Below are 25,237 nucleotides of genomic sequence, written 5' to 3' on the forward strand. Positions count from 1 at the left end.
AAACCACCACCCCGCCGGGGGGGGCGGGGCCGGCGGTGCGGGGGGGCCCCCCCGACACCCGTGACACCCGGGGGTGCGCGAAGTCCATGGGCCGCTACGTCCTGCGGCGCCTGCTGCAGTTGATTCCGGTGTTCATCGGCACCACGTTCCTGATCTACGTGCTGGTGTGGGCGATCCCCGGAAACCCGTTCGCCGGGATGTGCGGTGAGAGACCGTGCCCGGACTCGTTCATCGCCTCGATGACCGACAAGTACAACCTGAACGACCCGGTCATCGTCCAGTACCTCAAGTACATGGGGTCGCTGCTGACCGGCGACTTCGGGGAGACGTACTCCGGGCTCGAGGTCGGCGAGCTCATCTCGCTGAGCTACCCGGTTTCGCTGCGGCTGGCCGTGGTCGCCGTGGCCATCGAGGCGGTCATCGGCATCACCGCCGGCATCCTGACCGGCCTGCGTGGCCGGGGCTTCCTGGACAACCTGGTGCTGGTGTCCACGCTCTTCCTGATCGCCATCCCGACGTTCGTCACCGGGTTCGTGATCCAGATCGTGCTCGGCTTCCAGCTGGAGATCATGACGCCCACGGTGTCCTCGGACGCCGAGTGGGGCGAGCTGATCCTGCCCGGCTTCGTGCTCGGCAGCATCTCCATGGCCTACGTCTCCCGCCTCACCAGAACCTCGATCGCGGAGAACCGCCGGGCCGACTACATGCGCACCGCGCTGGCCAAGGGCCAACCGAAGCGGCGCATCGTGGGCGTGCACCTGCTGCGCAACTCCGCGATCCCGGTGCTCACCTTCATCGGCACCGACGTCGGCAGCCTGATGGGCGGTGCGATCGTCACCGAGGGCATCTTCAGCATCGACGGCGTCGGCGGCCTGGTCTACGACGCGATCCTCGGCAAGGAGAACTACATCGTCACCGGTGTGGTAGTGGTGCTGGTGATCGTGTTCCTCGTGATGAACCTGATCATCGACCTGCTCTACGCCGTTCTCGACCCCAGGATCCGCTATGACTGACCCGTCGTCCGCGGCGACCGGCACGGACGCCTCGACCTACGTCACCGCGGCGGAACACGCCCAGGGCAAGTCGGGCAAGCCGCGCAGTCTCTGGTCGGACGCGTGGCGCGACCTGCGCCGTCGCCCGCTGTTCATCATCGCCGGCGCGGTGATCGTGCTGTTGGTGATCGTCGCCCTGTTCCCCGGCCTGTTCACCTCGGCCGACCCGAACCTCAAGGACCTCAGCCGGTCCCGCGAGGCGCCGTCGGGCGACGCGATCTTCGGCTACGACCTGCAGGGCCGGGACGTGTTCGCCCGGGCCATCTACGGCACCCGCTGGTCGCTGCTTGTCGGTCTCGGGGCCGCGGTCGTGACCGTGCTGCTCGGCAGCATCATCGGCCTGCTCGCCGGCTTCTACGGCGGTTGGCTGGACGGTCTGCTGTCCCGGGTCGGCGAGGTCTTCTTCGGCCTGCCGTTCGTGCTCGGCGCCATCGTCATCCTGACCATGTTCCGCAACGCCGGCGTCGACGGCGCACTACCGATCGTCGGCGTGGTGGTGCTGTCGATCTCGGTGCTGTCCTGGCCGGTGGCCATGCGGATCATGCGGTCGGCGGCCATCGCGGCCAAGCAGCAGGACTACGTGAAGGCGGCCAGGGCGCTCGGCGCGAAGTCGAGCCGGATCGTGTTCCGGCACCTGCTGCCCAACACGCTCGCGCCGGTGCTGGTGTACGCGACGATCGCGCTCGGCGCGTTCATCGGTGCCGAGGCCACCCTGTCCTTCCTCGGCATCGGCCTGCGTGACCCGGCGGTGTCCTGGGGCGTGATGATCTCGGACTCGCGCAACTACGTCCGGGTGGCCCCGCACATGCTGCTGTTCCCCGCAGGTTTCCTGACCGTGACGGTGCTCGCGTTCGTCATGCTCGGTGACGCCGTGCGCGAGGCACTGGACCCGAAGCTGAGGTGACATGTCCGACGTAGCAACCGATCCCCAGACGAGCGGCGACACCGGTGTCGTGCCGGACGCGCCCCTGCTCGAGGTGGACGACCTGTACGTCGAGTTCCACACCCGCGACGGCGTGGCGAAGGTGCTCAACGGGGTCAGCTACCACGTGGAGGCGGGGGAGACCCTGGCCGTGCTCGGCGAGTCCGGCTCCGGCAAGAGCGTCACGGCGCAGGCGATCATGGGGATCCTCGACGTCCCGCCGGCCGTGGTGACCGGCGGTGCGATCCGCTACCACGGCGAGGACCTGCTGGCGGTGTCCGACCAGCGGCGCTCCGACGTCCGCGCCGAGGGCATCGCGATGATCTTCCAGGACGCGTTGTCCGCGTTGAACCCGGTGTTCACCGTCGGCTTCCAGATCGAGGAGCAGCTGCGGGTGCGGCTCGGGCTGTCCCGCAAGGAGGCTCGCAAGCGCGCGATCGCCCTGCTGGACCAGGTGCGCATCCCCAACGCGGCGCGCCGGGTGCGGCAGTACCCGCACGAGTTCTCCGGCGGCATGCGGCAGCGCGCGATGATCGCGATGTCGCTGGCGCTGGACCCCGAGGTGCTGATCGCCGACGAGCCGACCACCGCGCTCGACGTCACCGTGCAGGCCCAGATCATGGACCTGCTCAAGGAGATCCAGGTCGAGCGGAAGATGGGGCTGATCCTCATCACCCACGACCTCGCGGTGGTCGCCGAGGTGGCGGACCGGATCGCGGTGATGTACGCGGGCCGGATCGTGGAGCACTCCGACGCGGTGTCGCTGTACCGCAAGCCCGGCCACCCGTACACCGTCGGGCTGATGGAGTCGATGCCTCGGTTGGACCAGAAGGGCACCGAGCTTCGGACGATCAAGGGCCTGCCGCCGAGCCTGCTCGCGATCCCGTCCGGCTGTCCGTTCCACCCGAGGTGCCCGATGGCCGTCGACAAGTGCGTCACCGACGTGCCCGGCGACCACCGCCTCGGTCTCGGCCGGACGAGCAAGTGTCACTTCGCGGAGGAGCTGGTCGGCCGTGTCTGATTCCGAGGCGATCCTCGAGGTACGGGACCTGGTCAAGTACTTCCCGGTGCGGGTGGGCGTGCTGTTCAAGCACACCGTCGGCCACGTCCGCGCGGTCGACGGCGTGTCGTTCGACCTGCGGCGCGGCGAGACGCTCGGCGTGGTCGGCGAGTCCGGCTGCGGGAAGTCGACGCTGGCCCAGGTGCTGATGCGGCTGGAGCCGCCGACCAGCGGCACGGCGACGTTCGAGGGCAAGGACATGTTCGCCATGCGCGGCGCGGAGCTGCGCCGGCTGCGTCGCCAGATCCAGATCGTGCTGCAGGACCCGTACACCTCGCTGAACCCGAGGATGACCGTCGGCGACATCGTCGGCGAGCCGTACGAGATCCATCCCGAGGTCGCGCCGAAGGGGCAGCGCGCGCGGAAGGTGCAGGAGCTGCTGGAGGTGGTCGGGCTCAACCCCGAGCACCTCAACCGGTACCCGCACCAGTTCTCCGGCGGGCAGCGCCAGCGCATCGGCATCGCCCGCGCGCTCGCGCTGCGACCCTCGGTGATCATCTGCGACGAGCCGGTGTCCGCGTTGGACGTGTCGATCCAGGCGCAGGTGATGAACCTGTTGGGAGACCTGCAGTCGGAGTTCGGACTGTCCTATGTGTTCATCGCGCACGACCTGTCGGTGGTGCGCCACCTGTCCGACCGGGTCGCGGTGATGTACCTCGGCAAGATCGTGGAGATCGGCACCGAGGACGAGATCTACTCGCACCCGACCCACCCGTACACCCAGGCCCTGCTCTCGGCGGTACCGGTGGCCGATCCCACCGTGCGCGGGCAGCGCCAGGTCATCCGCCTGGAGGGTGACGTGCCGAGCCCGGTCGACCCGCCGTCCGGGTGCCGGTTCCGCACGCGGTGCTGGAAGGCGCAGGACGTGTGTGCCGAGGAGGAGCCGGAGCTGATCACGCGTGTCGGGGGGCATCCCAGTGCGTGTCACTTCGCCGAGGAGAGATCAGTCGTCCCCTGACAACCAGGGGTGCGAGCGAGGAGGAGAACGGGTGAAGCGAAAGTCCCTGGCGGCGTTACTGGCCGTCCCGCTGTTCGCGGGAGTCATCGCCGTAGCACCAGCAGCGGCGGAGCCGGCCGCCCAGCCGGCGCTGTCCGGCAAGACGGTGGAGTACAACGTGCTGGCGGCCGACGGCGTGTCGGTCAAGCAGGCCGAGCGCGCGGTGCGGGCCGCGGGCGGCAAGGTGGTCCGCAGCAACGCGGCCGTCGGCCTGATCACCGCGACCGCGCCGGAGAGCGGGTTCACCGCCCGGCTCGCCGACGACGACGAGGTGCTCTACACCGCGCGCAAGGCCCTGGTCGGCAAGTCGCCGAAGGCCCGCAAGCAGCGCGCGGACGACTCGGTGGTGGAGAAGGAGAACGCGCAGGGTGCGCGCAAGGCGCCCGCCCGCGAGCCGGAGCGCTCCACCGCCGGCATGGACCCCCTGGACTCCCAGCTCTGGGGCCTGACCTCGGTCCGCTCGGATCTGGCCCGCACCGAGCAGGCCGGGAACAAGAAGGTCAAGGTCGGCGTGCTGGACACCGGCGTTGACGGCAGCCACCCGGACATCGCGCCGAACTTCGACGCCGCGCTGTCCCGCAACTTCACCCGCGACATCCCGACCGACGAGCTGGGCCAGGTCGTGGACGGCCCGTGTGAGTTCCGCGGCTGTGTCGACCCGGCGAACTGGGACGACGGCGGCCACGGCACGCACGTCGCCGGCACGATCGCCGCGGCGGCCAACGGCATGGGCGTCTCCGGTGTCGCCCCGAACGTGTCGATCGTGAACATCCGCGGCGGCCAGGACTCGGGCTACTTCTTCCTGCAGCCCGTGGTCGACGCGATCACCTACTCGGGTGACGCGGGCCTCGACGTGGTGAACATGTCGTTCTACGTCGACCCGTGGCGGTACAACTGCCTCGACAACCCGGCCGACACCCCAGAGCAGACCGCGCAGCAGCGCACCGTGATCACCGCGATGACCCGCGCGATGAACTACGCCCACCGCAAGGGCGTCACGCAGATCGTGTCGCTCGGCAACGGCCACGAGGACACCGGCAAGCCGCAGGACGACACCGGCAGCCCGAACTTCCCGGGCGGCATCAGCCACCCGCGTGAGATCGACAACGCCACGTGCAAGTCGATGCCGGTGGACGGCCCGAATGCGATCACCGTGTCGGCGTTCGGCCCGTCGCAGGTGAAGGCGGACTACTCGAGCTACGGCACCGAGCTGATCTCGGTGTCCGCGCCGGGCGGTTACTTCCGCGACTACTTCGGCACGCCGTGGTACCGCACGAACGAGAACCTGATCCTGTCGACGTACCCGAAGAACGTCGCGCTGGCCGAGGGCGCCATCGACGAGGACGGCAACGTCACGCCCCACGGCGAGGCCCTCGGCGTCCAGAAGGACTGCTCGGCGGCCGGTGAGTGCGGGTACTACCAGTTCCTGCAGGGCACCTCGATGGCCTCCCCGCACGCGTCGGGCGTGGCCGCGCTGATCGTCAGCGAGTACGGCAAGTACAAGCGCGGCTCGGTGTCGATGAAGCCGGCGAAGGTGCGCAGCGTCCTCGAGGGCACCGCCTTCGAGATCCCCTGCCCCTCCCCGAGGACGATCGACTACCTCGACGAGGGCCGCGACGCCACCTACACCGCGACGTGTGAAGGCGACCTGGAGTACAACGGCTTCTACGGCAACGGCGCCGTCGACGCCTGGGCCGCCGTCACCCAGGGCCGCCAGTACCTGAGGTAGCCCAATGCGATGAAGGCTCCCTTCGCTGCACTCAACGCGGTGAAGGGAGCCTTCATCGCGTTCAGCGGGCCTTGACCCAGCGGACGAGGGCGGGCAGGCCGGGCGCGGGCAGGGTGCGCTCGGGCGCCTTGCTGTCACGCAGCAGGTCCAGGCCGCGAGCGACCTCCACGCAGTTCTGGTTCGGGTTGCTGTAGCTGGACTTTCGGAAGTCAGCCCGAGTCATGGGTAGCTCCTCGCGGTGGGGACGGTCACGCGAACTCGCGTCCCACCTTACGCAGGAACTTCCTCGACTCTTCGAAGCTCAGAGCGGCGGTGGTCAGCCGGGTCCAGGCGTTGTCGTAGGCGTCCACCGCCTTCTTGTCATCCAGGTACCGGAACTCGCCCTCGCCCTCGGTGTAGGCGAGTTCGAGCGGTCCGGCGGCACCGGGCGACGGGATACGCAGGAGGGTGAACCGGTTGCCGATCGGGGTACGGCGGCCGACTGGTGCGTCAAACGGCAGCACCTGCACCATGACGTGCTCTCGCTGGCTGAGTCGAAGGAGGTAGGCGAACTGTTCACGCATCACCGCCTTGTCGCCCCACACCCGGCGTAGGCACGATTCCGAGAGCACGAAGTGCACCCGTGGCGGGCCGTCCTTCTCGTAGATGTCCTGCCTCGTCACCCGCGCCTGTACCTGGTCCTCCAGCGTCAGGCCGTTCTGGTCAGGCAGGTCGGCGTACAGCGCGCGGACGTAGGACTCGCACTGCAGGAGGCCCGGCATGATCTCGACCTCGAATTCCCGGATGCGGTCCGCGTGTTTCTCCACGTCGACGCGGAGGCGCATCTCCTCGCTGTAGGCGCGGCGGTAGCCGGTGTTCCAGTAGCCGCGTTTGTGGTTGTCGCGCCGCATCTCCCGCAGCGTTTCCAGGTACTTCTCCTCGGTGAAGCCCAGGTGCCTTGCCAGGCGTTCCACGTCGCCGACGGAGATGCTGTTCTGGCCAGCGAGCAGGCCGTTGACTCGGGACGGGCTGGTCTCCATGAACTTCGCGACCTCGACCTGGGTCGTGTCGGTCGCCTTCATCATGTTCGCGATCTCCCGGCCGAGCAGCAGCTTCTTCGCCGTACGAACGGTAGTCATGGGCTGATGATCCTTCGATCGGGTGTCTATGGTGGAGATTCTACCTTGGAGATGGCTAACCTGCTCGTCGTAAGTAGAAGTACAAGACGAGGAGGGGTGCCATGCCCTGGTCACCGGCCGATCAGCCGGACATAGCTGTCTGGTTGCGGACGTTGTCCGCGGAACTGCCCGTACGGCAGCAGGTCGAGCAACTGCGCGAAGTCGCCGACCAGTGCGACCGCGAGCCCGACGAGTACGCCGGCGCGGTCGCCACCCTACTGCGCCAGGTCGCCGACGACACCCTGACGCGCGCCGCCCGCGTCGACGTCGAAGCATGGACGTCGATCACCGACATCGTGACCATGAGCTACGAGGTGGTCCCCGGCACCATCGCCGTCACGTTCGAACCACCCCCCACGGGCGGCCCGATAGTCATGATCCAACTCCGCGACGCCGACGTCGTCCTGGACCGGGTCCTGGACCTCCTCCACCGCGCCCGAGCTGGCTACCGCGACGCCTGCCTGGCCACCCCACGATGACCACCGCCGACACGTGGACCGTGATCCGCGCCGAGACCCCTCTGACCTACGAGGTGGATGAGGAGTCCGACCTCGTCCACCTCGATCTCGGCCCGCGCCACAGCCCCGGCCTGACGTCGACTCGCCTACAGATCCACCGCCCCACCGAGATGCTCGACGTCCTGCTCGACCTCTTCACCCGCGCCCGCACCGACTACCAGCGCGTCACCCGCGGCGACGAGGCGTTCATCGCCTGGCCCTACCGCTGACCAGCGTTCAGGCCCGCCGCCGGCGGCCGGCGACGAGTCCGCCGAAGCCGGCGCCGACCGCGCCGAGGCCGGCCATCATCAGGCCCACCACGTTCACGCCGGTGTGCGCGAGGTCGCGGTCCACCGGCGCCGGGCGGCCCTGCGCGTCCGGCTGGTCGTTCTGGCCGGGCTGCCCGGGCTCGTCGGCACAGTCGGCCGGTGGGGCCGGCAGTTCCGGCGGTGCCGCGTCACCGGGTGTGACCTCCGGGGACACCGAAGCCGTGCTGTTCGCCAGCACGGACACCCCGTACGGGTACTCGCCGACGACCTGCCAGCCGTCCGGCGGCAGCACGTACAGGTCGTGGTTCCCGGTCGGGAGCCGGCGGAAGGCGTACCGGCCCTCGTCGTCGGTACGGGCCTCGGTCACCGTCGGGCACGCCGCGTCGGTCACCAGGACCACCCGCGCGTCCGGCACCCCGACACCCGGCTCGCCGTATCCGCCCGGGTAATGCGTGACGACGCCTTCGAGGCGACCGAACCCGCCGGGCACCCGCGCGTCGTCGAACGCGTTCGGGCTCCGCTCGTCCCACACGTTGCGGTAGGTGAAGCTACAGCCGACGGTGACCCGCCCGTACTCGAACGCCGCCCTGGGCACGACGTCCGTAACGGTGAGGTCAACGGTCGAACCGGCCGGCACGGTCACCCCGCCCCCGGCCAGCGCGCCCCAACCCGTGCCGGTGCCCTGCAGGCCGGCGGAGTGCCCGCTCCCGTTGCACTGGGCGACGATGCCGGTCAGGTCGTTGGCACCGTCGTTGACCAGCTTGACCTGGACCTCGGCGTGCTCGCCCACCCGGTAGACGTCCTCGGTGAACGCGAGCGAGGCCGCGAGATCGGTCAACGGCCGGGCGCCCCGCAGCCGAAGGCCGTCGTTGGAGTCCGACAAGTCGATAGTCACGAACTGGTTACCCACCAGCCAGTCACCCGGCGCCACCGTCGACAGCATCATGCGCACGGTCGGCAGCCGCGGGAACGTGAACGAGCCGTCGGCACCGGTGGTCGCCTCGTAGGTGTCGCCGCCGTCCCAGTCGACCTGGTTGTTCGCGGTCACCACCGCCCCCGGCAGCCCCTCACCGGCGTCGAACCGGCCGTTGTCGTTCCCGTCGGCGTAGACGATGCCCGAGGCGTGCCCGAACGTCGGCGTGACCGGGACCGTGTGCCGGAACTGGCGGACACTGTTCCCGGTCGTGTCGTAGAGGTACCCGGCGAGCACGCCGCTGGTCACGTCCGGATTGCCGACGCGCCCGGTCAGGGTGACCACGTGCGAACCGCCGGCCGGGATGTCCACGCCGTCGTCGAGTTGCCCCCAGGACTCGAGGTCGACCTCGATCGCGTCCGCCGGCATGAAGTCGTAGCTGACCGTGATGTCCCGGGCCGGCTCATCCAGGAGGTTCGCCACCTCGAACCGGATCGACATCGTCTCCCCGGTCCGGTAACTCGCCTTGTCGAACTCGACCAGCACCTCGAGCTCCGCGATCCGCCTCGGCGCGACGTCGTCGCCCGCCGGCGTCTCACTCGGCACGGTCCCGCTCGGCGTCGCCTCCGGTGTCTCGCTCGGTGTCCCCACCGGGACCGACCCGGTGGGCACGGCCGGTTCGGACGGCACGGCGTGCTCGGTCGGTTCGGCGGCCGCCGAACCGATCGCGGCGCCGACTCCGAGCACGGCCGCCGCGGCGACCAGGCCCAATCTCGGCAGGAAGGAACGCAGGATCATGCGTGCACTCACCCCAGTGAGTCCGGGGCGGACGTACCCGGCCAGGCGGCCCCCGCACCACGATGGCGGCACGGGTACCGACCGCCGTTCGATGTGGTGCGAGGACACTAACCCGCCCGACCAGTGGAGATCACCGCCGTGACCGGATCGTGCTGGAGGGGTTGGTCGAACTCCGCGGTCACCTCGAAAGAAACCGCCGGCTCCGCTGTCGCGCGGGGCCGGCGGCCAGGGTGGCGAGACCGATGGCGGTCGCGTTGTCAGCGGTTGGACGCCTCCGCCACGAAGTCGGCGAGGTCCTTGGACTGCTGGATCCGGGACGGCTCGTGCGCGTACATCATGTGGCCTGCCTCGTAGTAGGCCTCGGAGACGTTCGCCCGCAACTCGTCCGGGATGCGGAGGTGGGCGAGTACGTGCTCGGCGGCGTAGTACGGGGTCGCGCCGTCGAGGTAGCCGTACGCGACGTGCACCTTCAGGTGCGGGTTGGCCCGCATCGCGGCGGCCAGCTTGTCGGTGACGTTGACGTGCGCGTTCTCGAACTCCTTGAACGACCACGACTCGTTCGTGGTCATGTTCAGCACCTCGTACGGCAGGTCGTTCGGGTAGTCCAGCTCGGCCCGCAGGTAGTGGTTGAACGCCGCCGTGTACGCACCCATCAGCGCCGACGCCGACGGATCGTCGTCGAAGTGTTCGTGGGCGTAGTCCGGGGCCCAGCCGGTGAACCGCGAGTCGAGGCGGCCGACGGTCTGGCGGCGGTCGCGCAGCAGCTCGGTGAAGAAGCGCACGTGCTCGATGCGCAGGTCGACCCGGTCCACGTAGTCCTCGGACAGCCCGGTCAGCGCGGCGATCTTCGCGACCGCGTCCGCACGCTCGGCTGTGGACAGCCGGTTGCCGCGGGCGAGCGCCCACGGGTAGTCGCGCGCGGCGAACTCCTCGGCCTCGGTCAGCACGTCGCGCAGCGGCCGGTCGCCGTGCAGGCCGTGGTAGTGCGCGATCGCCGCGTAGGTCGGCAGGAACAGCGCGTACGGCAGGTCGTTGCCGGCGGAGAAGAAGATCGTGCCGAAGTCGAGCACCGCGGAGATCAGCATGAGTCCGTTGAGGTACATGCCGTACCGGGTCTGCAGGTGGTGCGCCAGCGCGCCGGCACGCGTCGTCCCGTACGACTCCCCGGCGACGAACTTCGGCGACAGCCAGCGCCCGTTGCGCGACGTCCACAGCCGGATCACCTCGCCGACCGACTCGATGTCGCCCTGGAACCCGAGGAACTCGCCCGGCTTCTCGCCCTTCGCCGCGCGCGAGTACCCGGTGGCGACCGGGTCGATGAACACGAGATCGCTGTGCCGCAAGAGGGTTTCCGCGTTGTCGGCCAGCCCGTACGGCGGCGGTTCGAGCGCGCCGACGTCACCGGAGACGACCCGGCGCGGCCCGAGCAGCCCGAGGTGCAGCCACACGCTGGACGACCCAGGCCCGCCGTTGAAGGCGAACGTGACCGGGCGCGTGGCCGGGTCGACACCGTCCAGTGTGTACGCGGTGAGGAAGACCTCGGCCTTGGGCAGGTACCCGTCGAAGCGGCCGTCGGTGAGCACCTCCTTGCGCAGCACGATCCGGCCGGTGGTGGCGGTGTAGTTCAGCTTGCGGCGCTTGACCGTGATGCTGTGGGCCGTGGCGACGAGGTCGTCGGTCGGCTCGGCCGGCTTCTCCTCGGTGGTGGGCTCGTCCATGATCCTGAACCCTACGTGTTGAATGGATGGCCGTGTCGGACCTGGCTTCGTTGGATCGAGAGGTGGCCTCCTGCCGCCGTTGCCCCCGCCTGGTGGCCTGGCGCGAGGAGGTCGCGCGGGTCAAACGGGCGTCCTTCGCCGACTGGACGTACTGGGGTCGTCCGGTGCCCGGCTTCGGCCCGCCGGACGCGGCGCTGGCGATCGTCGGCCTCGCGCCGGCGGCCCACGGCGCGAACCGCACCGGCCGCATGTTCACCGGCGACCGGTCGGGTGACGTGCTCTACGCCGCGCTGCACGCCGTCGGCCTGGCCTCCCAGCCGACGTCGACACACATCGGTGACGGCCTGGAGCTGTCCGGGGTGCGGATCACCGCGCCGGTGAAGTGCGCGCCCCCGGCGAACAAGCCGACGCCGGAGGAACGGGACAACTGCCGACCGTGGCTGGCGCGGGAGCTGGAGCTGCTGACGCCGACGCTGCGGGCGGTGGTGGTGCTCGGGGCGTTCGGCTGGCAGGCGCTGCTGCCGGTGCTGTCGGCGGCGGGCTGGGAGGTGCCGAGGCCGCGCCCGAAGTTCGGCCATGGCGTCGAGGTGGAGCTGACGGGCCCGGCGCCGCTGCGCCTGTTCGGCTGCTTCCACGTCAGCCAGCAGAACACCTTCACCGGCAGACTGACCCCGGCGATGGTCGAGGACGTCCTCGGCCGGGCCAAGGAGGCCGCGGGACTGTGAGCCTTGATTCTGCTGTCAAGATGACTGCGGACGGGCGGCTCGCGCGTGCCGCGACCGCGTACTGCCGGGTTGAGCTCGTGGTCGGGTCACCGTAGCCTGGAATGGCGCACAGCCTGCCGCGCGAGGGGGCCGATTCGGTAACTCCGGGCAGGCATGAAGGAATCACTGCCGTGACCATCGTGTCCGCACTCGTTCTGCTCATCCTGGTTCTCGCCACGGTCGTGGTACTGCTCGTCGTGCTGCGTGCCGTGCGTGCCGTGGGGCAGGGAGGTGAGTGTCTCCGTTCGGCTGTTGTGCTGGCGGGTCGACATCAGCGTGAAGTGAACCCTCGGCCCGGTACCGGGCTTCTGCTCGCCGGCGAGGTCAACCGCACGCCACCCAAGACGTAGGCAGCGCTACTCGAGGCCATGGTCACGCAGCGTGCGGGCAGCGACCACTCTCACACCCCGGCGACGGGCGCCCGACCAGCGGGAGTGGAACCATGGAGGCATGGGGAGAGGAAAGACCAAGCGGATCGTGATCCTCGGCGGCGGCTACGTCGGCCTGTACACGGCACTCGGGCTGCAGCGGAAGCTGCGCGGGGCCGAGGCGTCCGTCACCGTCATCGACCCGCAGCCGCACATGACCTACCAGCCGTTCCTGCCGGAAGCCGCGGGCGGTGCGATCGAGCCGCGGCACGTGGTCGTCCCCCTGCGCAAGACGCTCAAGCGCTGCCACGTGGTCACCGCGCGGGTCACCAACATCGAGCACGCGGCACGCAGGGTCACCATCGAGGCCCCGGACGGGCACCACGAACAGGTGGAGTACGACGTCCTGGTGGTCGCGCTCGGTTCGGTCGCCCGGCTGATGCCCATCCCGGGGCTCGCCGACCAGGGCATCGCGTTCAAGACCGTCGGCGAGGCCATCTTCCTGCGCAACCACGTGATGTCCAGGTTGGACGCGGCGAACAGCACCAACGACCCGGACCTGCGCCGCAAGTACCTCACCTTCACCTTCGTCGGCGGCGGGTTCGCCGGTATCGAGGCGCTGGCCGAACTGGAGGACATGGCCCGCTTCGCCACCCGCTACTACGACAACATCGCGCCCTCCGACCTGCGCTGGGTGCTGGTCGAGGCCGCCGGCCGCATCCTGCCCGAGGTACGCGAGCGGCTCGGCGTCTACACCGTCCTGCAGCTGGAGCGGCGCGGCATCGAGGTCTACCTGTCCACTCTGGCCAGGTCGTTCGAGGGCGGGCACGTCGTCCTGTCCGACGGCACCGAGTTCGACAGTGACACGATCGTGTGGACCGCCGGGGTGAAGGCCAACCCGGTATTGGCCACCTCGGACCTCCCGCTCGACGAGCGCGGCCGGTTGAAGGCGGAACCGACGCTGCGGGTGACCGGCGTCGAGGACGTGTGGACCGCGGGCGACAACGCCGCCGTGCCGGACCTGTCGCGGACCGGCGAGGACCCGAACGCGCTGTGCGCGCCGAACGCGCAGCACGCGGTGCGGCAGGCGAACCTGCTGGCCAAGAACGTGATCGCCGTGCTGCGCGGACACGAGCCAACGCCGTACTTCCACAAGAACGTCGGGTCGGTGGCGAGCCTGGGACTCCACAAGGGAGTCGCGGACGTCTACAACATCAAGGCCAAGGGCTTCGTGGCGTGGGCCATGCACCGGGGCTACCACGTCGCCAGGGTGCCCACGTTCAACCGGAAATTCCGCGTAGTAGCCGACTGGTTACTGAGTGGACTGTTACGGCGCGAGGTCATCTCGTTGGGCCAGATCAACAATCCGCGGGCCGAGTTCGACCGGGTGTCCGGGAGCTAATTCCCCGTTTCGGGTGGCGGGTGGCTCCGGTAGCCTTACCGGGCCCGGCCGGGGTAGGGCTAATGGCCTACCCCGGGTTGGGCCAGCGGACCCAAGTTCGCGAAAACCCGTCCGTAGCCAGGGCTTAAGACCTAGGCTGCGGCTGCCCCCGTAGCCCAACTGGCAGAGGCGGCCCCCTTAAAAGGGGTGGAGTGCCGGTTCGAATCCGGTCGGGGGCACCGCGATCCGCAATTTCTCATGACGTCCCCCCGCGACTGTTCGCACTTGATTTGACACGTAGCGTGGCCACGATTTCGCCACGCATTCGACAACCATTTCGCGCGATTGAGGATAGTGCGCTGACCAGCGCAAACCCTGCACATGGTGCGCACGTGTCCCTCAGTCGGCACCGCCGGCCACGGCCGGGAAGGCCCGGCGCAGCTCCGCGAACAGCACCGGGTGCCGCCCGTACCCGAACGCGACGGCCGCGTTGTGGATGGCGTCGACGGCGGCCCGCAGCGGATCGGCCTCGCGGGCGGAGAACACCGCGGGGAAAGCCATTGCCTGCTGCGAGCAGTTGTCCAGGCGCCCGTCCGGCGAGGTCACCAGCGTGCTCGGCACCCGCTCGTCGGCGAACAGGAGTTGCCAGGCCTGCTGGTCGTCGCCACCGAACGGCGCGGGCAGCGGCTCGCCCCGGTCCATCGCGGCGAGCGCGGCGTCGATCCAGTCGACGCCGGTCAGCCCGGCCTCGTCGTACGCACGACGCGTCACCCACCGCGCGATGTCCCGCTGGGTCGCCGGGTCGGCCTCGGCGAGCGCCTCGACGTACGCGCGGTCCAGCCGGGCCACGGTCAGCGCCGAGCCGCGCAGTCGCCGGAGGCGTTCGCCGGGCAGCCGGCCGCCCCACTCGCGTTCCTCCCGGCGCAGCCGGCGGTCGGCGGCGGCTCGTGCCCGGTCGCGCCGGTCGCGGTCCTCGGCCAACGCGCGGTCCTCCGGCGTGGGCGGCGGGGGATGCTTCCGGGCGACGCCGTGCCAGTAGGCGGCCGTCGCGCTGGTCTGCCGGAGCACCTCGTCGGGTGCGGGCGGCGCGGGCCAGAACTGGAGGAGGTACCGGTCGACCTCGGGTTCCCCCTGCAGCCGGGTGTCCTGGGCGCGGGCCTGGTCCATCCCGGTCCCGCTGTAGCGCACCCGGTAGTCGGTCGCGGCGAGGTCCAGCGGCCAGCGGCCCTCGCCGCCCCAGCCGACGAGCGCGGGCGGGGCGATGGGCCGGAAGGAGACCTCGACGACGTCCTCCCAGCTCTCGTCCACCGGCGGGGCCTGCTCGTGCAACTCGGCCGCGAACCCCACCGTCCCGGTGTGCAGGCCGGTGACCAGGTACAGCGCGCCCGGCCGGGCGGCACCGCACAGCCCGTTGCGCTGCCCGCCGAGCGCCTCCCGCAGGTCGGGCACGTCGCCGTGCCCGCTCGTGACGTAGATCTGGCTGTAGTGGACCCGCACGTCCTCGCTCATCAGCATGCGCACGCCGTCATTCTTCCGGGTGACGAATACCTGTAAATCGCGGTAACATGTTCGCCTTTCGGAGAGAGGCGGTGCGCATGGCCCGGCAGCCCATCGAGATCGCGTTCGAACGGCGGGGGCGGGGCGACCCGCTGGTGCTGCTGCACGGGATCGGGCACCGCTGGCAGGCCTGGGAGCCCGTGCTCGACCGGCTGGCCGCCGAGCACGACGTGATCGCGGTTGACCTGCCGGGGTTCGGGCGGTCCCCGCTGCTGCCGGAGGGTCGCGGGTACGACATGCCGTCCGCGGTGCGCGCGTGTGCCGACATCTTCGAGGACCTGGGGCTGGACCGGCCGCACGTGGCCGGCAACTCGCTCGGCGGGGTGATCGGCCTGGAACTCGCCTCGCTCGGCCTGGTCTCGTCGGCGACCGCGCTCGCCCCGGCGGGTTTCTGGTCGCCGAGGGACCGGGCGTGGGCGCTGTGGGTGCTGGGGATGATCCGCCGGACCGGGCGGCTGCCCGGCGGATCGCTGATGCTGCGGTGGCGGTACTTCCGGATGCTGGCCGGTGGGTTGCTGTACGGGCGCCCGTCACGGATGACGGCGGAGGTCATGCTGGCGGACCTGGTGTCGATGGTCGGCTCGCCGGCGTTCGACCTGGTGGCGGCAGCCGGGCGGGACTACGTGTACGCGAGTCCGGCGCCGACCGTGCCGGTGACCGTGGCGTGGGGGACCAGGGACCGGATTCTGTGGCCCCGACAGGCGCGGCGCGCGGCGGAGCTGCTGCCGAGGGCGCGGCACGTGTGGCTGCACCGCTGCGGACACGTACCGATGATCGACGAGCCAGAGCGGGTGGCGTCGGTGATCCTGTCGACGTGTGCTTGACCTCGACATTGATCGAGGTTGCAGAATCGGGGCATGGAAGATCGCCTCCTGGCCCTGCTGGCCGGTGCCCGCAACGGTGTACTGACGACCCTCAAGCGCGACGGCCGCCCCCAGCTGTCCAACGTCGGCTACACCTTCGACCCGGACCGTGGACTCATTCGGATCTCGGTCACCGACGGCCGCGCCAAGACCGCGAACCTCCGCCGCGACCCCCGCGCCAGCTTCTACGTCACCGCCCCCGACTTCCGCTCCTACGCGGTGGCCGAAGGCGACGCCGACCTCACCCCGGTGGCCGCCGACCCCGCCGACCCCACGGTCGAGGAGCTGATCGAGGTCTACCGCGCCATCGCAGGCGACCACCCCGACTGGGACGACTACCGCCGAGCCATGGTCACCGACCGCCGCCTCGTCATCCGCCTCCCGGTGACCCGCGTCTACGGCATGGCCTGACCCCACCCGCGAACATGGAACTCGCGCGACGGGTACGTACGACTCGCGCGGTTCGCGAGTCGTACGTTCCGGGTGGGTGAGTCGTACGTTCCGGGAAGGTACGACTCGCGGGACGGGAGGGTACGACTCGCGGGACGGGAGGGTACGACTCGCGGGACGGGAGGGGTACGACTCGCGGGACGGGAGGGTACGACTCGCGGGTCAGCGTTTGGCGGGGTGGTGGCGTTTGGCCCGTTGCGGGGGTACGGCGCGTTTGGTGGGGGCGTTGCCGTCGGGGGAGGGCTTGGGGTGGGCGTCCTGGTCGATGTCCTTTTCCTGGTCGGCCGGTACCAGGAGGCCGGCGCTGCGTTCGAGGAGGTCCTGGGTCTCGCGTAGGCGGGTGGTGAGGTCGGTGCGGACCTCGTTGAGGCGGTTGACCTGGTCGGTGACGGACTCGACGCGGCGTTTGGCCTCCTCGTCGGCGGCCTTGAGCTTGTCGGCGATCTCCTTGTCGCAGGCCGCGCGCAGGGAGTCGAGCTCCTGGGTGAGGGCCTTGCGCTTCTCGGTCATCGAGTCGGAGAACTCGCGGTCGATGCGGACGCGGTCGGCCTCGGCCTCGGCGTCGAGTTCGCGGCGGCGGCGTTCGGCGATCGTCGTCAGCTGCTCGCTCTGCACTTGGGCGGAGCGCAGAAGTGACTGGTGCGCCGCGCGCAGCTCCCGGTGCCGGTCGTCCAGTTCGGTCATCAGGTCGCGGTAACGATCCCGCAGCGACGTCGACGCCTGCTCGGCCTGCGTCCAGGTGTCCTCGGCGGCTGCCTTCGCCCTGGCCGTTATCTCCGCGGCCTGGGCCTTCGCCACCTCGAGCATGCGTGCCCCGTCGGCACCTTCTGGCGACCCGAGCGTGTCCAGGCGCTCGGTCAGCGCCGTGATCTCCCGGCGCGCGATCTCCAGCTCGCCCTGCAGCTCCGCGGCCTGCGCCTGTGCCTCCACGCGCTCGGCCCGCGCTCGCTCCAGCTGTCTGGCCAGCTCGGCCATGTGCTCGCGCACGGCGTTCCGGTCATAGCCGTGGCGAGCCACGGCGAAGTTGACATCGGCTGGGTCACGTTCGTCGTCGGCGCCCATAGATCGACCGTACTCAAACCGCCACGGGCCGCAACTGATCGCGCGCTACCAGTGGAACCCTCGGGTGAGCCGGGCCAGCGCGGTGGCCGCCGCGCCGAGGTGCCGGTCGCCCTTGCCGATCTTCATCCGGCCGGACCCGCCGGCGGCCGTCGAGTCCGGGAAGATCCGGTAGCCCTGGTAGGCGATCGCGTCGACCAGGCCGGGCGCCACCGTGTACGCGGCCGAGATCATCTGCCCGGTCGGCGTGCCGATGTGCTTGGGCCGCCGCAGCAGCGCGTCCAGCACCATGTCCGCCGCCTGCTCCGGCGACTTCGTCGGGAACGCGTCGTAGATCTTCGTCGGGCGGATCATCGGGGTCCGCACCAGTGGCATGTGGACCGTGGTGAACGTGATCCCCGCGCCGTGGGTCTCGGTCGCCACGATCCGGCTGAAGTAGTCCAGCGCCGCCTTCGACGCCACGTACGCCGAGAACCGCGGCGCGATGCCCTGCACCCCGATCGAGGACACGTTCACCACGTGCCCGAACCGCCGCTCGATCATGTGCGGCATCAGCCCCAGGATCAGCCGCACCGCGCCGAAGTAGTTGATCGCCATCGCGCGCTCGTAGTCGTGCATCCGGTCGTAGGACAGCTGCACCGACCGCCGGATCGACCGGCCCGCGTTGTTGACCAGCATGTCCACGCCCGGCTGCTCGACCAGCATCCGCTCCACGGTCTTGGCCACCGACTCGTCGTCGGTCAGGTCGCACGGGTACACGAACGCCTGCCCGCCGGCCGCCACGATCTCCGCGCGCACCTCCTCCAGCTCCGCCTCCCGGCGCGCGACCAGCAGCGGCACCCCACCGGCCGCGGCGACCTTGAGCGCGGTGGCCCGGCCGATGCCGGACGACGCCCCGGTGATCACCACCCGCCGGCCGTCGAGCGCGCCGCGCTGCCCGTGCCGGCGCGCGCGGAACGGGTCGAGGTGCTCGCGCCAGTACCGCCACAGCACGCCGGCGTACTCGGCCAGCGGCGGCACGTCGATGCCCGTTCCGGCGAGCGCGAGCCGGGTCTCGGTCGAGTCGAACCGGGGCTGGAAGGTCAGCGTGGACAGCAGGATCGGCGGGATGCCGAGCCGGTCCAGCACGGCGTCGCGGGCGATCGTCACGCCCGGCACGTGCTCGGCCAGCTTGACCAGGCCGACCAGCGGGGCGGACAGCCTGCGGTCCAGCTCGCCGGCCGCGACCGGCGCCCCGGCGGCGCGGGCGAAGGCGTTGTAGACCTCGCGCGCGGACTGCGGCGACGGGTTGACCAGGTGGAACGCGCGCCCGTCCAGCCCGGGCCGGTTGACCAGGTGCGCCATCGCGGCGGCCACGTAGTCGACCGGGACCACGTTGGTGTCGCCGATGTCGGGGAACACCAGCGGCACGCTCGGCACCGCCGCGAGCCGGCTGAGCGCGGCGAAGAAGTAGTACGGGCCGTCGATCTTGTCCATCTCGCCGGTCCGCGAGTGACCCACGACGATCGCCGGCCGGTACACCCGCCACGGCACGTCGGTCTGGGTGCGCACCAGCCGCTCGGACTCGAACTTGGTGCGGTGGTAGGCGGTGACCAGGCGCTGGCCGGTGTCGAACATCTCCTCGGTGAACCGGCCCCGGTGGTCGCCGGCGACCGCGACCGACGACACGTGGTGCAGGCAGCCCACGCCGAGGTCGGCGGCGAGCCGCAGGACGTGCCGCGTGCCGTCGACGTTCGCGGCGATGCTGGCGTCGTCGTCGGCGGCGATGTCGTAGAGCGCGGCGAGGTGCACCAGGTGGTCGACGCCGGCCAGCTCGGCGCGCTGCTCGTCGCTCACCCCGAGGTCGGGCTCCCGGACGTCACCGAGGACCGTCCGGGTCTTCTCGGCGTTCGGCCAGTCGCGGGCGGCCTCGGCCAGCTTGTCCTGCGAGCGTTCCCGGACCAGCAGCCACACCCGCTCGGTGTCCTGGCGGGCGAGCAGCTCGGCGACGAAGTGCCGGCCGATGAGACCGGTGGCGCCGGTTACCAGGTAGGTGGGCATGGCGCCCAGCATCCCACGGAAGACGCTCAGCCGACCTGCGCCGGCGGCATGTCGCGGAACCGGTCGAGCACCGCCGGGTCCTGGAGCTCCATCCACTCGACGACTCGTGAGTAGGTGGTGCAGACGGTGTCGTCGCGAACGCAGACGTCGGCCATGAACCGCTCGGTGGCTCGGCTGAAGGCGCCGCCGGACCAGTCGTTGAAGTGGGTGCCGACGGTCAGCGGTGCCCGGTTGGTGTTCTTCGCCGCCTGGTACGCCGCGCGGTAGGTGTCCAGCGTGACCGAGGTGAACTCCTCGTCCCGGGACGGGTCCTCCTCGGCGCCGTTGAGCGCGTACCAGAGGTCGTAGTCCTGCATGACGACCTTGCGCAGGTCCAGGGCCGGCACCCGCACGATCGGCACCCGGAACTCCCAGAGCCCCTTCTCCCGCCTCGGCCACGCGATCCCGTCGGAGGTCCGGCTGGAGTCGTAGGTCAGGCCCTGCTCGGCGAGCACCGGCGCGAACGCGGCGAACCGGCCTTCCAGGCACGGGGTCCGGCTGCCCTTGATCGACTCCCGGTCAAGGCGCAGGCCGTGCGTCGCCGCGTCCGCCACGAACGTGAAGAACTGGTCGAGCTCGGACTCCCACTGCGCGGCGGTCCAGGACGCGGCGCTCGGCTCGTTGCCCTGGCAGAAGTGGCCGTTGAAGTGCGTGCCAAGCTCGTGGCCCGCGTCGATGGCGGCGTTCAGGTCCTCGATGCGCACGGCGACCTCGTCGTCCGACCCGCCGAAGCTGATCGCCGCGCGGCCCGGCCCGTGCCCCGGCGCGTGGTACTCCTCGCGCCTGCTCTCCGGCAGCAGGTAGATGCCGGTCAGGAACCCGGTGACGTGCGCGTCCGACTTCTCCGCGAGCGGCAGGATCCGGGCCCAGTGCGGGTGCGAACCGGCGCCGTCGAAGGTGAACAGCACGAACTGCGGCGGCTTCTCCCCGTCCCGGAGCGGACGCATCCACTCCGGCCGGTCGGCGCCCGCCGTGGGCGCCGGGTCGTCGGCCTTGTCGACCGGGCCGACGGTGCCGAGACCGACGAGGATCAGGAAGGTGAGCACGAGCGCGACCCCGAAGGCGATCGGTTCCCAGCGACGTCCGGTCGCCGTGCTCATCGTGCCCCTCCTGCCCGTCGCCGTGGGTAAAGGCTAGGCGAGACTAGTAGCCGGATCGGGGGACACACGCCGGGGGAAGCGGATCACGATTTGGTGTGTCGACCCGAGAGTGCCCTCGTACCGTCTAGGGTTGGCCGCGGGTCCACGCGTGACGATCACGCGATGACGAGTAAAGTCGTTTTTACCTACCGGGAACCGACGGGCATGGTTGGTCGTTGAATCCGGTGCAGGAGCCATCAGGCCCAGGAGGAACAGGTGCGTTCAACCAGTAATCCCGCGTTCCGGAACCTGCCGCAGGGCGGGTTCGGCGGCGGCTACGCGGGCTTCCAGACCCAGCCGCAGGCGAACATGCCGGGATACGGCGGTTACCAGGCGCCGCCGACCACGGGCGACCGCCCGATGACGGTCGACGACGTGGTCACCAAGACCGCGATGACCCTCGGCCTCGCGCTCGTCACCGGCATCATCACGGCGATCGCCGTGCTCAGCGAGACCATCAGCCCGTTCCCGCCGATGATCGGCGGGATGATCGTCGGGCTCGTGCTGTCGCTGGTCGTGATCTTCAAGAAGACGCCGAGCCCGGGCCTGGTGCTGGCGTACTCGGCGGCCGAGGGCGTGTTCCTCGGCGCGATCACCGGCGTGTTCGAGATGTTCGTCGAGGGCATCGCCCTGCAGGCCATCCTCGGCACCGCGCTGGTGTTCATCACGATGCTCGTGGTCTACAAGACGGGTGCGGTCAAGGTCACCCCGAAGCTGACCAAGTGGATCATCGGCGCCACGGTCGGCGCGGCCGGCCTGATGCTGATCAACCTGATCATGGCGATGTTCGGCGTCAACATGGGCATCCGCGACGGCAGCCCGCTGGCGATCATCATCAGCATCGTCTTCATCGGCATCGCCGCGTTCAACTTCCTGCTCGACTTCGACATGGCGGACCAGATGATCCGCTCCGGCACGCCGTCCAAGTTCGCCTGGTACGTGGCGTTCGGCCTGATGGTCACGCTGGTGTGGCTCTACCTGGAGATCCTTCGCCTGCTCTACTACTTCCAGAGCGAGTGAGACCGTCCCCGTGACAGAGGGCGTCCGGCCATCGGCCGGGCGCCCTCTTTCGTGCTGCGCGTAAGGGAGTCTGCCTGCGAGGGGCGGAACGGCGGGTTCTACACTTGAGACCGCACAAATCTTGTGAAGCGGTTCACAAGATTGCTTGTGAAGATTTTCACAAGCGACGGGGCAGATCAGGTTAGGTCCGCCTAACCACCGGTCGCGGGACGACCACCCCATAGGGTGCCCGACGAGGAGCGGGAAAGGACGGCGAAGGTGTCAGGACTCGCGGCTGTCAGCACATCTGTAGCACAGGGTGAGAACGTCTCAGCGGGATTGGGGAGCTATCTCCCCCTGTTCCTGCTTTTCGTGCTCGCGGCGGCGTTCGCGCTGTTCTCCGCGTTGCTCGGACCCCTGGTCGGACCACGGCGCTACAACCGCGCCAAGCTCGAGGCGTACGAGTGCGGCATCGAGCCGTCTCCGCAGCCGATCGTGGGTGGTGGCCGCGTCCCGGTGGCGTACTACCTCACCGCGATGCTGTTCATCCTCTTCGACATCGAGATGGTCTTCCTCTACCCGTTCGCGGTCTCCGCGGACGCGCTCGGCTTCTTCGGGCTGGTGGAGATCGTCCTGTTCATCTCGACCCTCGGCTTCGCGTACGCCTACGTCTGGCGGCGCGGCGGCCTCGACTGGAACTGACGGGAGGCGGATCGGCATGGGTCTCGAAGAGCGACTTCCCAACGGAATCCTGCTGGCCAGCTTGGAGAAGCTGGTGAACTGGGGCCGCAAGAACTCACTGTGGCCGGCCACCTTCGGCCTGGCCTGCTGCGCCATCGAGATGATGACCACCGGCGCGCCCCGCTACGACATCGCGCGGTTCGGCATGGAGCGGTTCGCCGCCACCCCCCGCCAGGCCGACCTGATGATCGTCGCCGGCCGGGTGACCAACAAGATGGCCCCGGTACTGCGCCAGATCTACGACCAGATGGCCGAGCCCAAGTGGGTGCTCGCCATGGGTGTCTGCGCCTCCTCCGGCGGCATGTTCAACAACTACGCCGTCGTGCAGGGCGTCGACCACGTCGTGCCGGTCGACATCTACCTGCCCGGCTGCCCGCCCCGCCCGGAGATGCTGCTCGACGCCATCCTCAAGCTGCACGCGAAGATCCAGGACGAGCCGATCAACGCCAAGCGCGCCGCGCTGAAGCTCGAGCGCGGCGACCGCACGCCGATGATCCCGTCCTCCGTCAAGTACGCGAAGAAGTGAACGACATGGCTGACGAGAACAAGCCAGCGAACGACGAGCCGACAGCCTCCCCGGCGCCGGGCGAGCCGGGCTCGGAGGCCGAGCGCCCTGGCGACGTCGAGCTGCGCCCCGACACCGAGGACGCGCTGCCGCGGGCTCCGATCGCCTCGCGCGAGCCGCTGGTGGCCGGCAAGGAGCGGCGCGGCATGTTCAACGTCGCCGGCTCCGGCGACACCTCCGGCTTCGGTGGCCTGCGCCTGCCGGCCCACGTCGCCGCGCCGGCCGAGCGCCCCTACGGCGGCTGGTTCGACGAGTTCACCGACACCCTGCTCGCCGGCATGCGCGAGAAGGGCATTCCGACCGAATCGATCCTGCAGGTGACCGTCGACCGCGGCGAGATCACCTACTACGTCGACCCGGCGCACCTCGTCGCGCTCTGCCGCCTGCTGCGCGACGACGCGGCACTGCGCTTCGAGCTCTGCTCCTCGGTGTCCGGTGTGGACTACGGAATCGGCGTCCCGCAGCGGATGCACTCCGTCTACCACCTGACCTCGATGACCTACCGCCGCCGCATCCGCCTGGAGGTGGCCATCGACTGGTCGCCCGAGGACGGCGGCAACCCGCGCTGCCCGTCGGTCGTCGAGGTCTACCCGACCGCCGACTGGCACGAGCGCGAGGCCTGGGACATGTTCGGCATCGTCTACGACGGCCACCCGGCGCTCACCAGGATCCTCATGCCGGACGACTGGGACGGCCACCCGCAGCGCAAGGACTACCCGCTCGGCGGCATCCCCGTGGAGTACAAGGGCGCGGAGATCCCCCCACCGGATCAGCGGAGGAGTTACTCGTGACCGAGAACATCTCGGACGTCACCTCGGGCACCCAGACCGACTCGGGTCGCGGGAACGACGCCTACGCCGTCCAGCGCGACACCACCGAGGGCCGGATCTACCACGTCACCGGCGGCGACTGGGACACCGCGCTCGAGGACGCCATCTCCGACGAGCGCATCGTCATCAACATGGGCCCGCAGCACCCGTCCACGCACGGCGTGCTGCGCCTGGTGCTCGAACTCGAGGGCGAGACCGTCACCCAGGCCCGGTCGGTGATCGGCTACCTGCACACCGGGATCGAGAAGAACACCGAGTACCGGACCTGGACCCAGGGCGTCACGTTCGTGACCCGCATGGACTACCTCTCCCCGCTGTTCAACGAGGCCGCCTACTGCCTCGGCGTGGAGAAGCTGCTCGGCATCACCGCCCCGCCGCGCGCGCAGGTGCTGCGCGTCATGCTGATGGAGATCAACCGGGTCGCCTCGCACCTGGTGGCCATCGCCACCGGCGGCATGGAGCTGGGCGCGATGACCGCGATGACCTCGGGCTTCCGCGAGCGCGAGGTCGCCCTGCACCTGCTGGAGTTCCTGACCGGCCTGCGGATGAACCACGCGTTCATCCGGCCCGGCGGGCTCGCGCAGGACATGCCGGACGGCTGGAAGCACGAGGTCACCGAGTTCGTCAAGGAGATGAACAAGCGGCTGCCCGACTACGACAAGATGCTCACCGGCCAGCCGATCTGGAAGAACCGGCTCAAGGACGTCGGCTACCTGCCGGTCGACGCGTGCCTCGCGCTCGGCATCACCGGGCCGATCCTGCGCTCGGCCGGCCTGCCCTGGGACATGCGCAAGACCGAGCCGTACCTCGGCTACGAGGACTACACCTTCGAGGTGCCCACCTCGACCGCGGCCGACTCCTACGCCCGCTACCTGCTGCGGATCGAGGAGATGCACCAGAGCCTGCGGATCATCAACCAGTGCCTCAAGCGGGTCGAGCCCGGCCCGGTGATGGTCGAGGACGCCAAGGTCGCGTGGCCGGCGCAGCTCGCCATCGGCTCGGACGGCATGGGCAACTCCCTCGAGCACGTCCGCAAGATCATGGGTCAGTCGATGGAGTCGCTGATCCACCACTTCAAGCTGGTCACCGAGGGCTTCACCGTCCCGGCCGGGCAGGTGTACTCGGCGGTCGAGTCGCCGCGCGGCGAGCTCGGCTACCACATGGTCTCCGACGGCGGCACCAGGCCGATGCGGGTCCATGTGCGGGACCCAAGCTTCGTGAACCTGCAGTCCATGCCAGCGATGTCCGAGGGCGGCCTGGTCTCCGACGTCATCGCGTCCATCGCATCGATCGACCCGGTGATGGGAGGAGTTGACCGGTGACGGAGTTC

General features: G+C 69.9%; 25 protein-coding genes and 1 tRNA gene. 18 read left to right on the top strand and 8 right to left on the bottom strand.

Annotation, left to right across the window (positions count from 1 at the left end):
- Window positions 1-86 precede the first annotated feature (86 nt).
- From JT362_RS08030 to JT362_RS08050, 5 genes are read left to right on the top strand one after another with little or no spacing between them, the layout of a single operon-like run.
- Window positions 87-1,013: an ABC transporter permease gene (locus JT362_RS08030; RefSeq protein WP_260190421.1), complete on the top strand. Its 927-nt coding sequence runs from the start codon at window positions 87-89 to the stop codon at window positions 1,011-1,013.
- On the top strand, window positions 1,006-1,956 hold the full coding sequence (locus JT362_RS08035; protein ID WP_260190423.1) for an ABC transporter permease: 951 nt from the start codon (window positions 1,006-1,008) through the stop codon (window positions 1,954-1,956). Before JT362_RS08030 ends, JT362_RS08035 begins: the two co-directional genes overlap by 8 nt.
- A gap of 1 nt (window position 1,957) precedes the next feature.
- Window positions 1,958-2,995: an ABC transporter ATP-binding protein gene (locus JT362_RS08040; protein ID WP_260190424.1), complete on the top strand. Its 1,038-nt coding sequence runs from the start codon at window positions 1,958-1,960 to the stop codon at window positions 2,993-2,995.
- Window positions 2,988-3,992: an ABC transporter ATP-binding protein gene (locus JT362_RS08045; RefSeq protein WP_260190425.1), complete on the top strand. Its 1,005-nt coding sequence runs from the start codon at window positions 2,988-2,990 to the stop codon at window positions 3,990-3,992. The genes JT362_RS08040 and JT362_RS08045 overlap by 8 nt, the downstream gene beginning before the upstream one ends.
- Before the next feature lie 31 nt (window positions 3,993-4,023).
- The gene (locus JT362_RS08050) at window positions 4,024-5,760 is read left to right on the top strand and encodes a S8 family peptidase (RefSeq protein WP_260190426.1); all 1,737 of its coding nucleotides are present in this window, start codon (window positions 4,024-4,026) and stop codon (window positions 5,758-5,760) included.
- A 61-nt stretch (window positions 5,761-5,821) separates the two neighbouring features.
- Here the strand turns inward: JT362_RS08050 and JT362_RS08055 are convergent, their stop codons facing one another.
- Both JT362_RS08055 and JT362_RS08060 read right to left on the bottom strand, forming a co-directional pair.
- The gene (locus JT362_RS08055) at window positions 5,822-5,983 is read right to left on the bottom strand and encodes a DUF397 domain-containing protein (RefSeq protein WP_260190427.1); all 162 of its coding nucleotides are present in this window, start codon (window positions 5,981-5,983) and stop codon (window positions 5,822-5,824) included.
- A 25-nt stretch (window positions 5,984-6,008) separates the two neighbouring features.
- Window positions 6,009-6,878 carry a helix-turn-helix domain-containing protein gene (locus tag JT362_RS08060; protein ID WP_260190428.1) on the bottom strand — a complete coding sequence of 290 codons (870 nt, stop codon included), beginning with the start codon at window positions 6,876-6,878 and terminating at the stop codon, window positions 6,009-6,011.
- A 101-nt stretch (window positions 6,879-6,979) separates the two neighbouring features.
- Between JT362_RS08060 and JT362_RS08065 the strand changes: the two genes are divergently transcribed.
- Together JT362_RS08065 and JT362_RS08070 are read left to right on the top strand one after the other, a co-directional pair.
- Window positions 6,980-7,396, top strand: a complete 417-nt coding sequence (locus tag JT362_RS08065) for a hypothetical protein (protein ID WP_260190429.1) — start codon at window positions 6,980-6,982, stop codon at window positions 7,394-7,396.
- On the top strand, window positions 7,393-7,644 hold the full coding sequence (locus JT362_RS08070; RefSeq protein ID WP_260190430.1) for a hypothetical protein: 252 nt from the start codon (window positions 7,393-7,395) through the stop codon (window positions 7,642-7,644). Before JT362_RS08065 ends, JT362_RS08070 begins: the two co-directional genes overlap by 4 nt.
- Window positions 7,645-7,651: 7 nt before the next feature.
- Here JT362_RS08070 and JT362_RS08075 read toward each other — a convergent pair whose 3' ends face one another.
- On the bottom strand, window positions 7,652-9,394 hold the full coding sequence (locus tag JT362_RS08075; RefSeq protein WP_260190431.1) for a carboxypeptidase-like regulatory domain-containing protein: 1,743 nt from the start codon (window positions 9,392-9,394) through the stop codon (window positions 7,652-7,654).
- A 257-nt stretch (window positions 9,395-9,651) separates the two neighbouring features.
- Entirely contained in the window at window positions 9,652-11,112 is a 1,461-nt protein-coding gene (locus tag JT362_RS08080) for a S10 family peptidase (protein WP_260190432.1), read from the bottom strand.
- Between the two features lie 26 nt (window positions 11,113-11,138).
- Between JT362_RS08080 and JT362_RS08085 the strand changes: the two genes are divergently transcribed.
- The 4 genes from JT362_RS08085 to JT362_RS08100 all read left to right on the top strand — a co-directional run bounded on the left by JT362_RS08085 (window position 11,139) and on the right by JT362_RS08100 (window position 13,864).
- The gene (locus JT362_RS08085) at window positions 11,139-11,837 is read left to right on the top strand and encodes a uracil-DNA glycosylase (RefSeq protein WP_260190433.1); all 699 of its coding nucleotides are present in this window, start codon (window positions 11,139-11,141) and stop codon (window positions 11,835-11,837) included.
- A gap of 170 nt (window positions 11,838-12,007) precedes the next feature.
- Window positions 12,008-12,226: an AAA family ATPase gene (locus JT362_RS08090; RefSeq protein WP_260190434.1), complete on the top strand. Its 219-nt coding sequence runs from the start codon at window positions 12,008-12,010 to the stop codon at window positions 12,224-12,226.
- 100 nt (window positions 12,227-12,326) lie between these two features.
- The gene (locus tag JT362_RS08095) at window positions 12,327-13,646 is read left to right on the top strand and encodes an NAD(P)/FAD-dependent oxidoreductase (RefSeq protein WP_260190435.1); all 1,320 of its coding nucleotides are present in this window, start codon (window positions 12,327-12,329) and stop codon (window positions 13,644-13,646) included.
- 144 nt (window positions 13,647-13,790) lie between these two features.
- A tRNA-Leu gene (locus JT362_RS08100) sits at window positions 13,791-13,864 on the top strand.
- A gap of 160 nt (window positions 13,865-14,024) precedes the next feature.
- Here JT362_RS08100 and JT362_RS08105 read toward each other — a convergent pair.
- Entirely contained in the window at window positions 14,025-15,140 is a 1,116-nt protein-coding gene (locus JT362_RS08105) for a hypothetical protein (protein ID WP_260190455.1), read from the bottom strand.
- Window positions 15,141-15,220: 80 nt separating this feature from the next.
- On the opposite strand from JT362_RS08105, the gene JT362_RS08110 reads away from it, so the two are divergent.
- Window positions 15,221-16,006 carry an alpha/beta fold hydrolase gene (locus JT362_RS08110; protein ID WP_260190436.1) on the top strand — a complete coding sequence of 262 codons (786 nt, stop codon included), beginning with the start codon at window positions 15,221-15,223 and terminating at the stop codon, window positions 16,004-16,006.
- Between the two features lie 33 nt (window positions 16,007-16,039).
- A complete protein-coding gene (locus JT362_RS08115; protein ID WP_260190437.1) occupies window positions 16,040-16,456 on the top strand; it encodes a PPOX class F420-dependent oxidoreductase in 417 nt (138 codons plus the stop codon).
- A gap of 201 nt (window positions 16,457-16,657) precedes the next feature.
- On the opposite strand, the gene JT362_RS08120 is transcribed toward JT362_RS08115, so the two are convergent.
- Genes JT362_RS08120 through JT362_RS08130 form a run of 3 tightly spaced genes read right to left on the bottom strand, consistent with a single transcriptional unit; the run spans window position 16,658 to window position 20,733 of the window.
- Window positions 16,658-17,557, bottom strand: a complete 900-nt coding sequence (locus JT362_RS08120) for a coiled-coil domain-containing protein (protein WP_260190438.1) — start codon at window positions 17,555-17,557, stop codon at window positions 16,658-16,660.
- A 45-nt stretch (window positions 17,558-17,602) separates the two neighbouring features.
- Entirely contained in the window at window positions 17,603-19,594 is a 1,992-nt protein-coding gene (locus JT362_RS08125; RefSeq protein ID WP_260190439.1) for an SDR family oxidoreductase, read from the bottom strand.
- 26 nt (window positions 19,595-19,620) lie between these two features.
- Complete coding sequence (locus tag JT362_RS08130) at window positions 19,621-20,733, bottom strand: polysaccharide deacetylase family protein (protein WP_260190440.1); 1,113 nt, start codon at window positions 20,731-20,733, stop codon at window positions 19,621-19,623.
- Between the two features lie 255 nt (window positions 20,734-20,988).
- On the opposite strand from JT362_RS08130, the gene JT362_RS08135 reads away from it, so the two are divergent.
- From JT362_RS08135 to JT362_RS08155, 5 genes are all read left to right on the top strand, one after another.
- Complete coding sequence (locus JT362_RS08135; RefSeq protein ID WP_260190441.1) at window positions 20,989-21,792, top strand: Bax inhibitor-1/YccA family protein; 804 nt, start codon at window positions 20,989-20,991, stop codon at window positions 21,790-21,792.
- Between the two features lie 258 nt (window positions 21,793-22,050).
- Entirely contained in the window at window positions 22,051-22,473 is a 423-nt protein-coding gene (locus JT362_RS08140; protein ID WP_375546460.1) for an NADH-quinone oxidoreductase subunit A, read from the top strand.
- Window positions 22,474-22,489: 16 nt separating this feature from the next.
- Window positions 22,490-23,038 (top strand): NuoB/complex I 20 kDa subunit family protein, encoded by a 549-nt coding sequence (locus tag JT362_RS08145; RefSeq protein ID WP_260190443.1) that lies wholly within the window; start codon window positions 22,490-22,492, stop codon window positions 23,036-23,038.
- A gap of 5 nt (window positions 23,039-23,043) precedes the next feature.
- On the top strand, window positions 23,044-23,868 hold the full coding sequence (locus tag JT362_RS08150; RefSeq protein ID WP_311202676.1) for an NADH-quinone oxidoreductase subunit C: 825 nt from the start codon (window positions 23,044-23,046) through the stop codon (window positions 23,866-23,868).
- Entirely contained in the window at window positions 23,865-25,229 is a 1,365-nt protein-coding gene (locus JT362_RS08155) for an NADH-quinone oxidoreductase subunit D (RefSeq protein WP_375546459.1), read from the top strand. The genes JT362_RS08150 and JT362_RS08155 overlap by 4 nt, the downstream gene beginning before the upstream one ends.
- Window positions 25,230-25,237 lie beyond the last annotated feature (8 nt).

This window comes from Actinophytocola gossypii, assembly GCF_025165815.1.
Taxonomy (GTDB): domain Bacteria; phylum Actinomycetota; class Actinomycetes; order Mycobacteriales; family Pseudonocardiaceae; genus Actinophytocola; species Actinophytocola gossypii.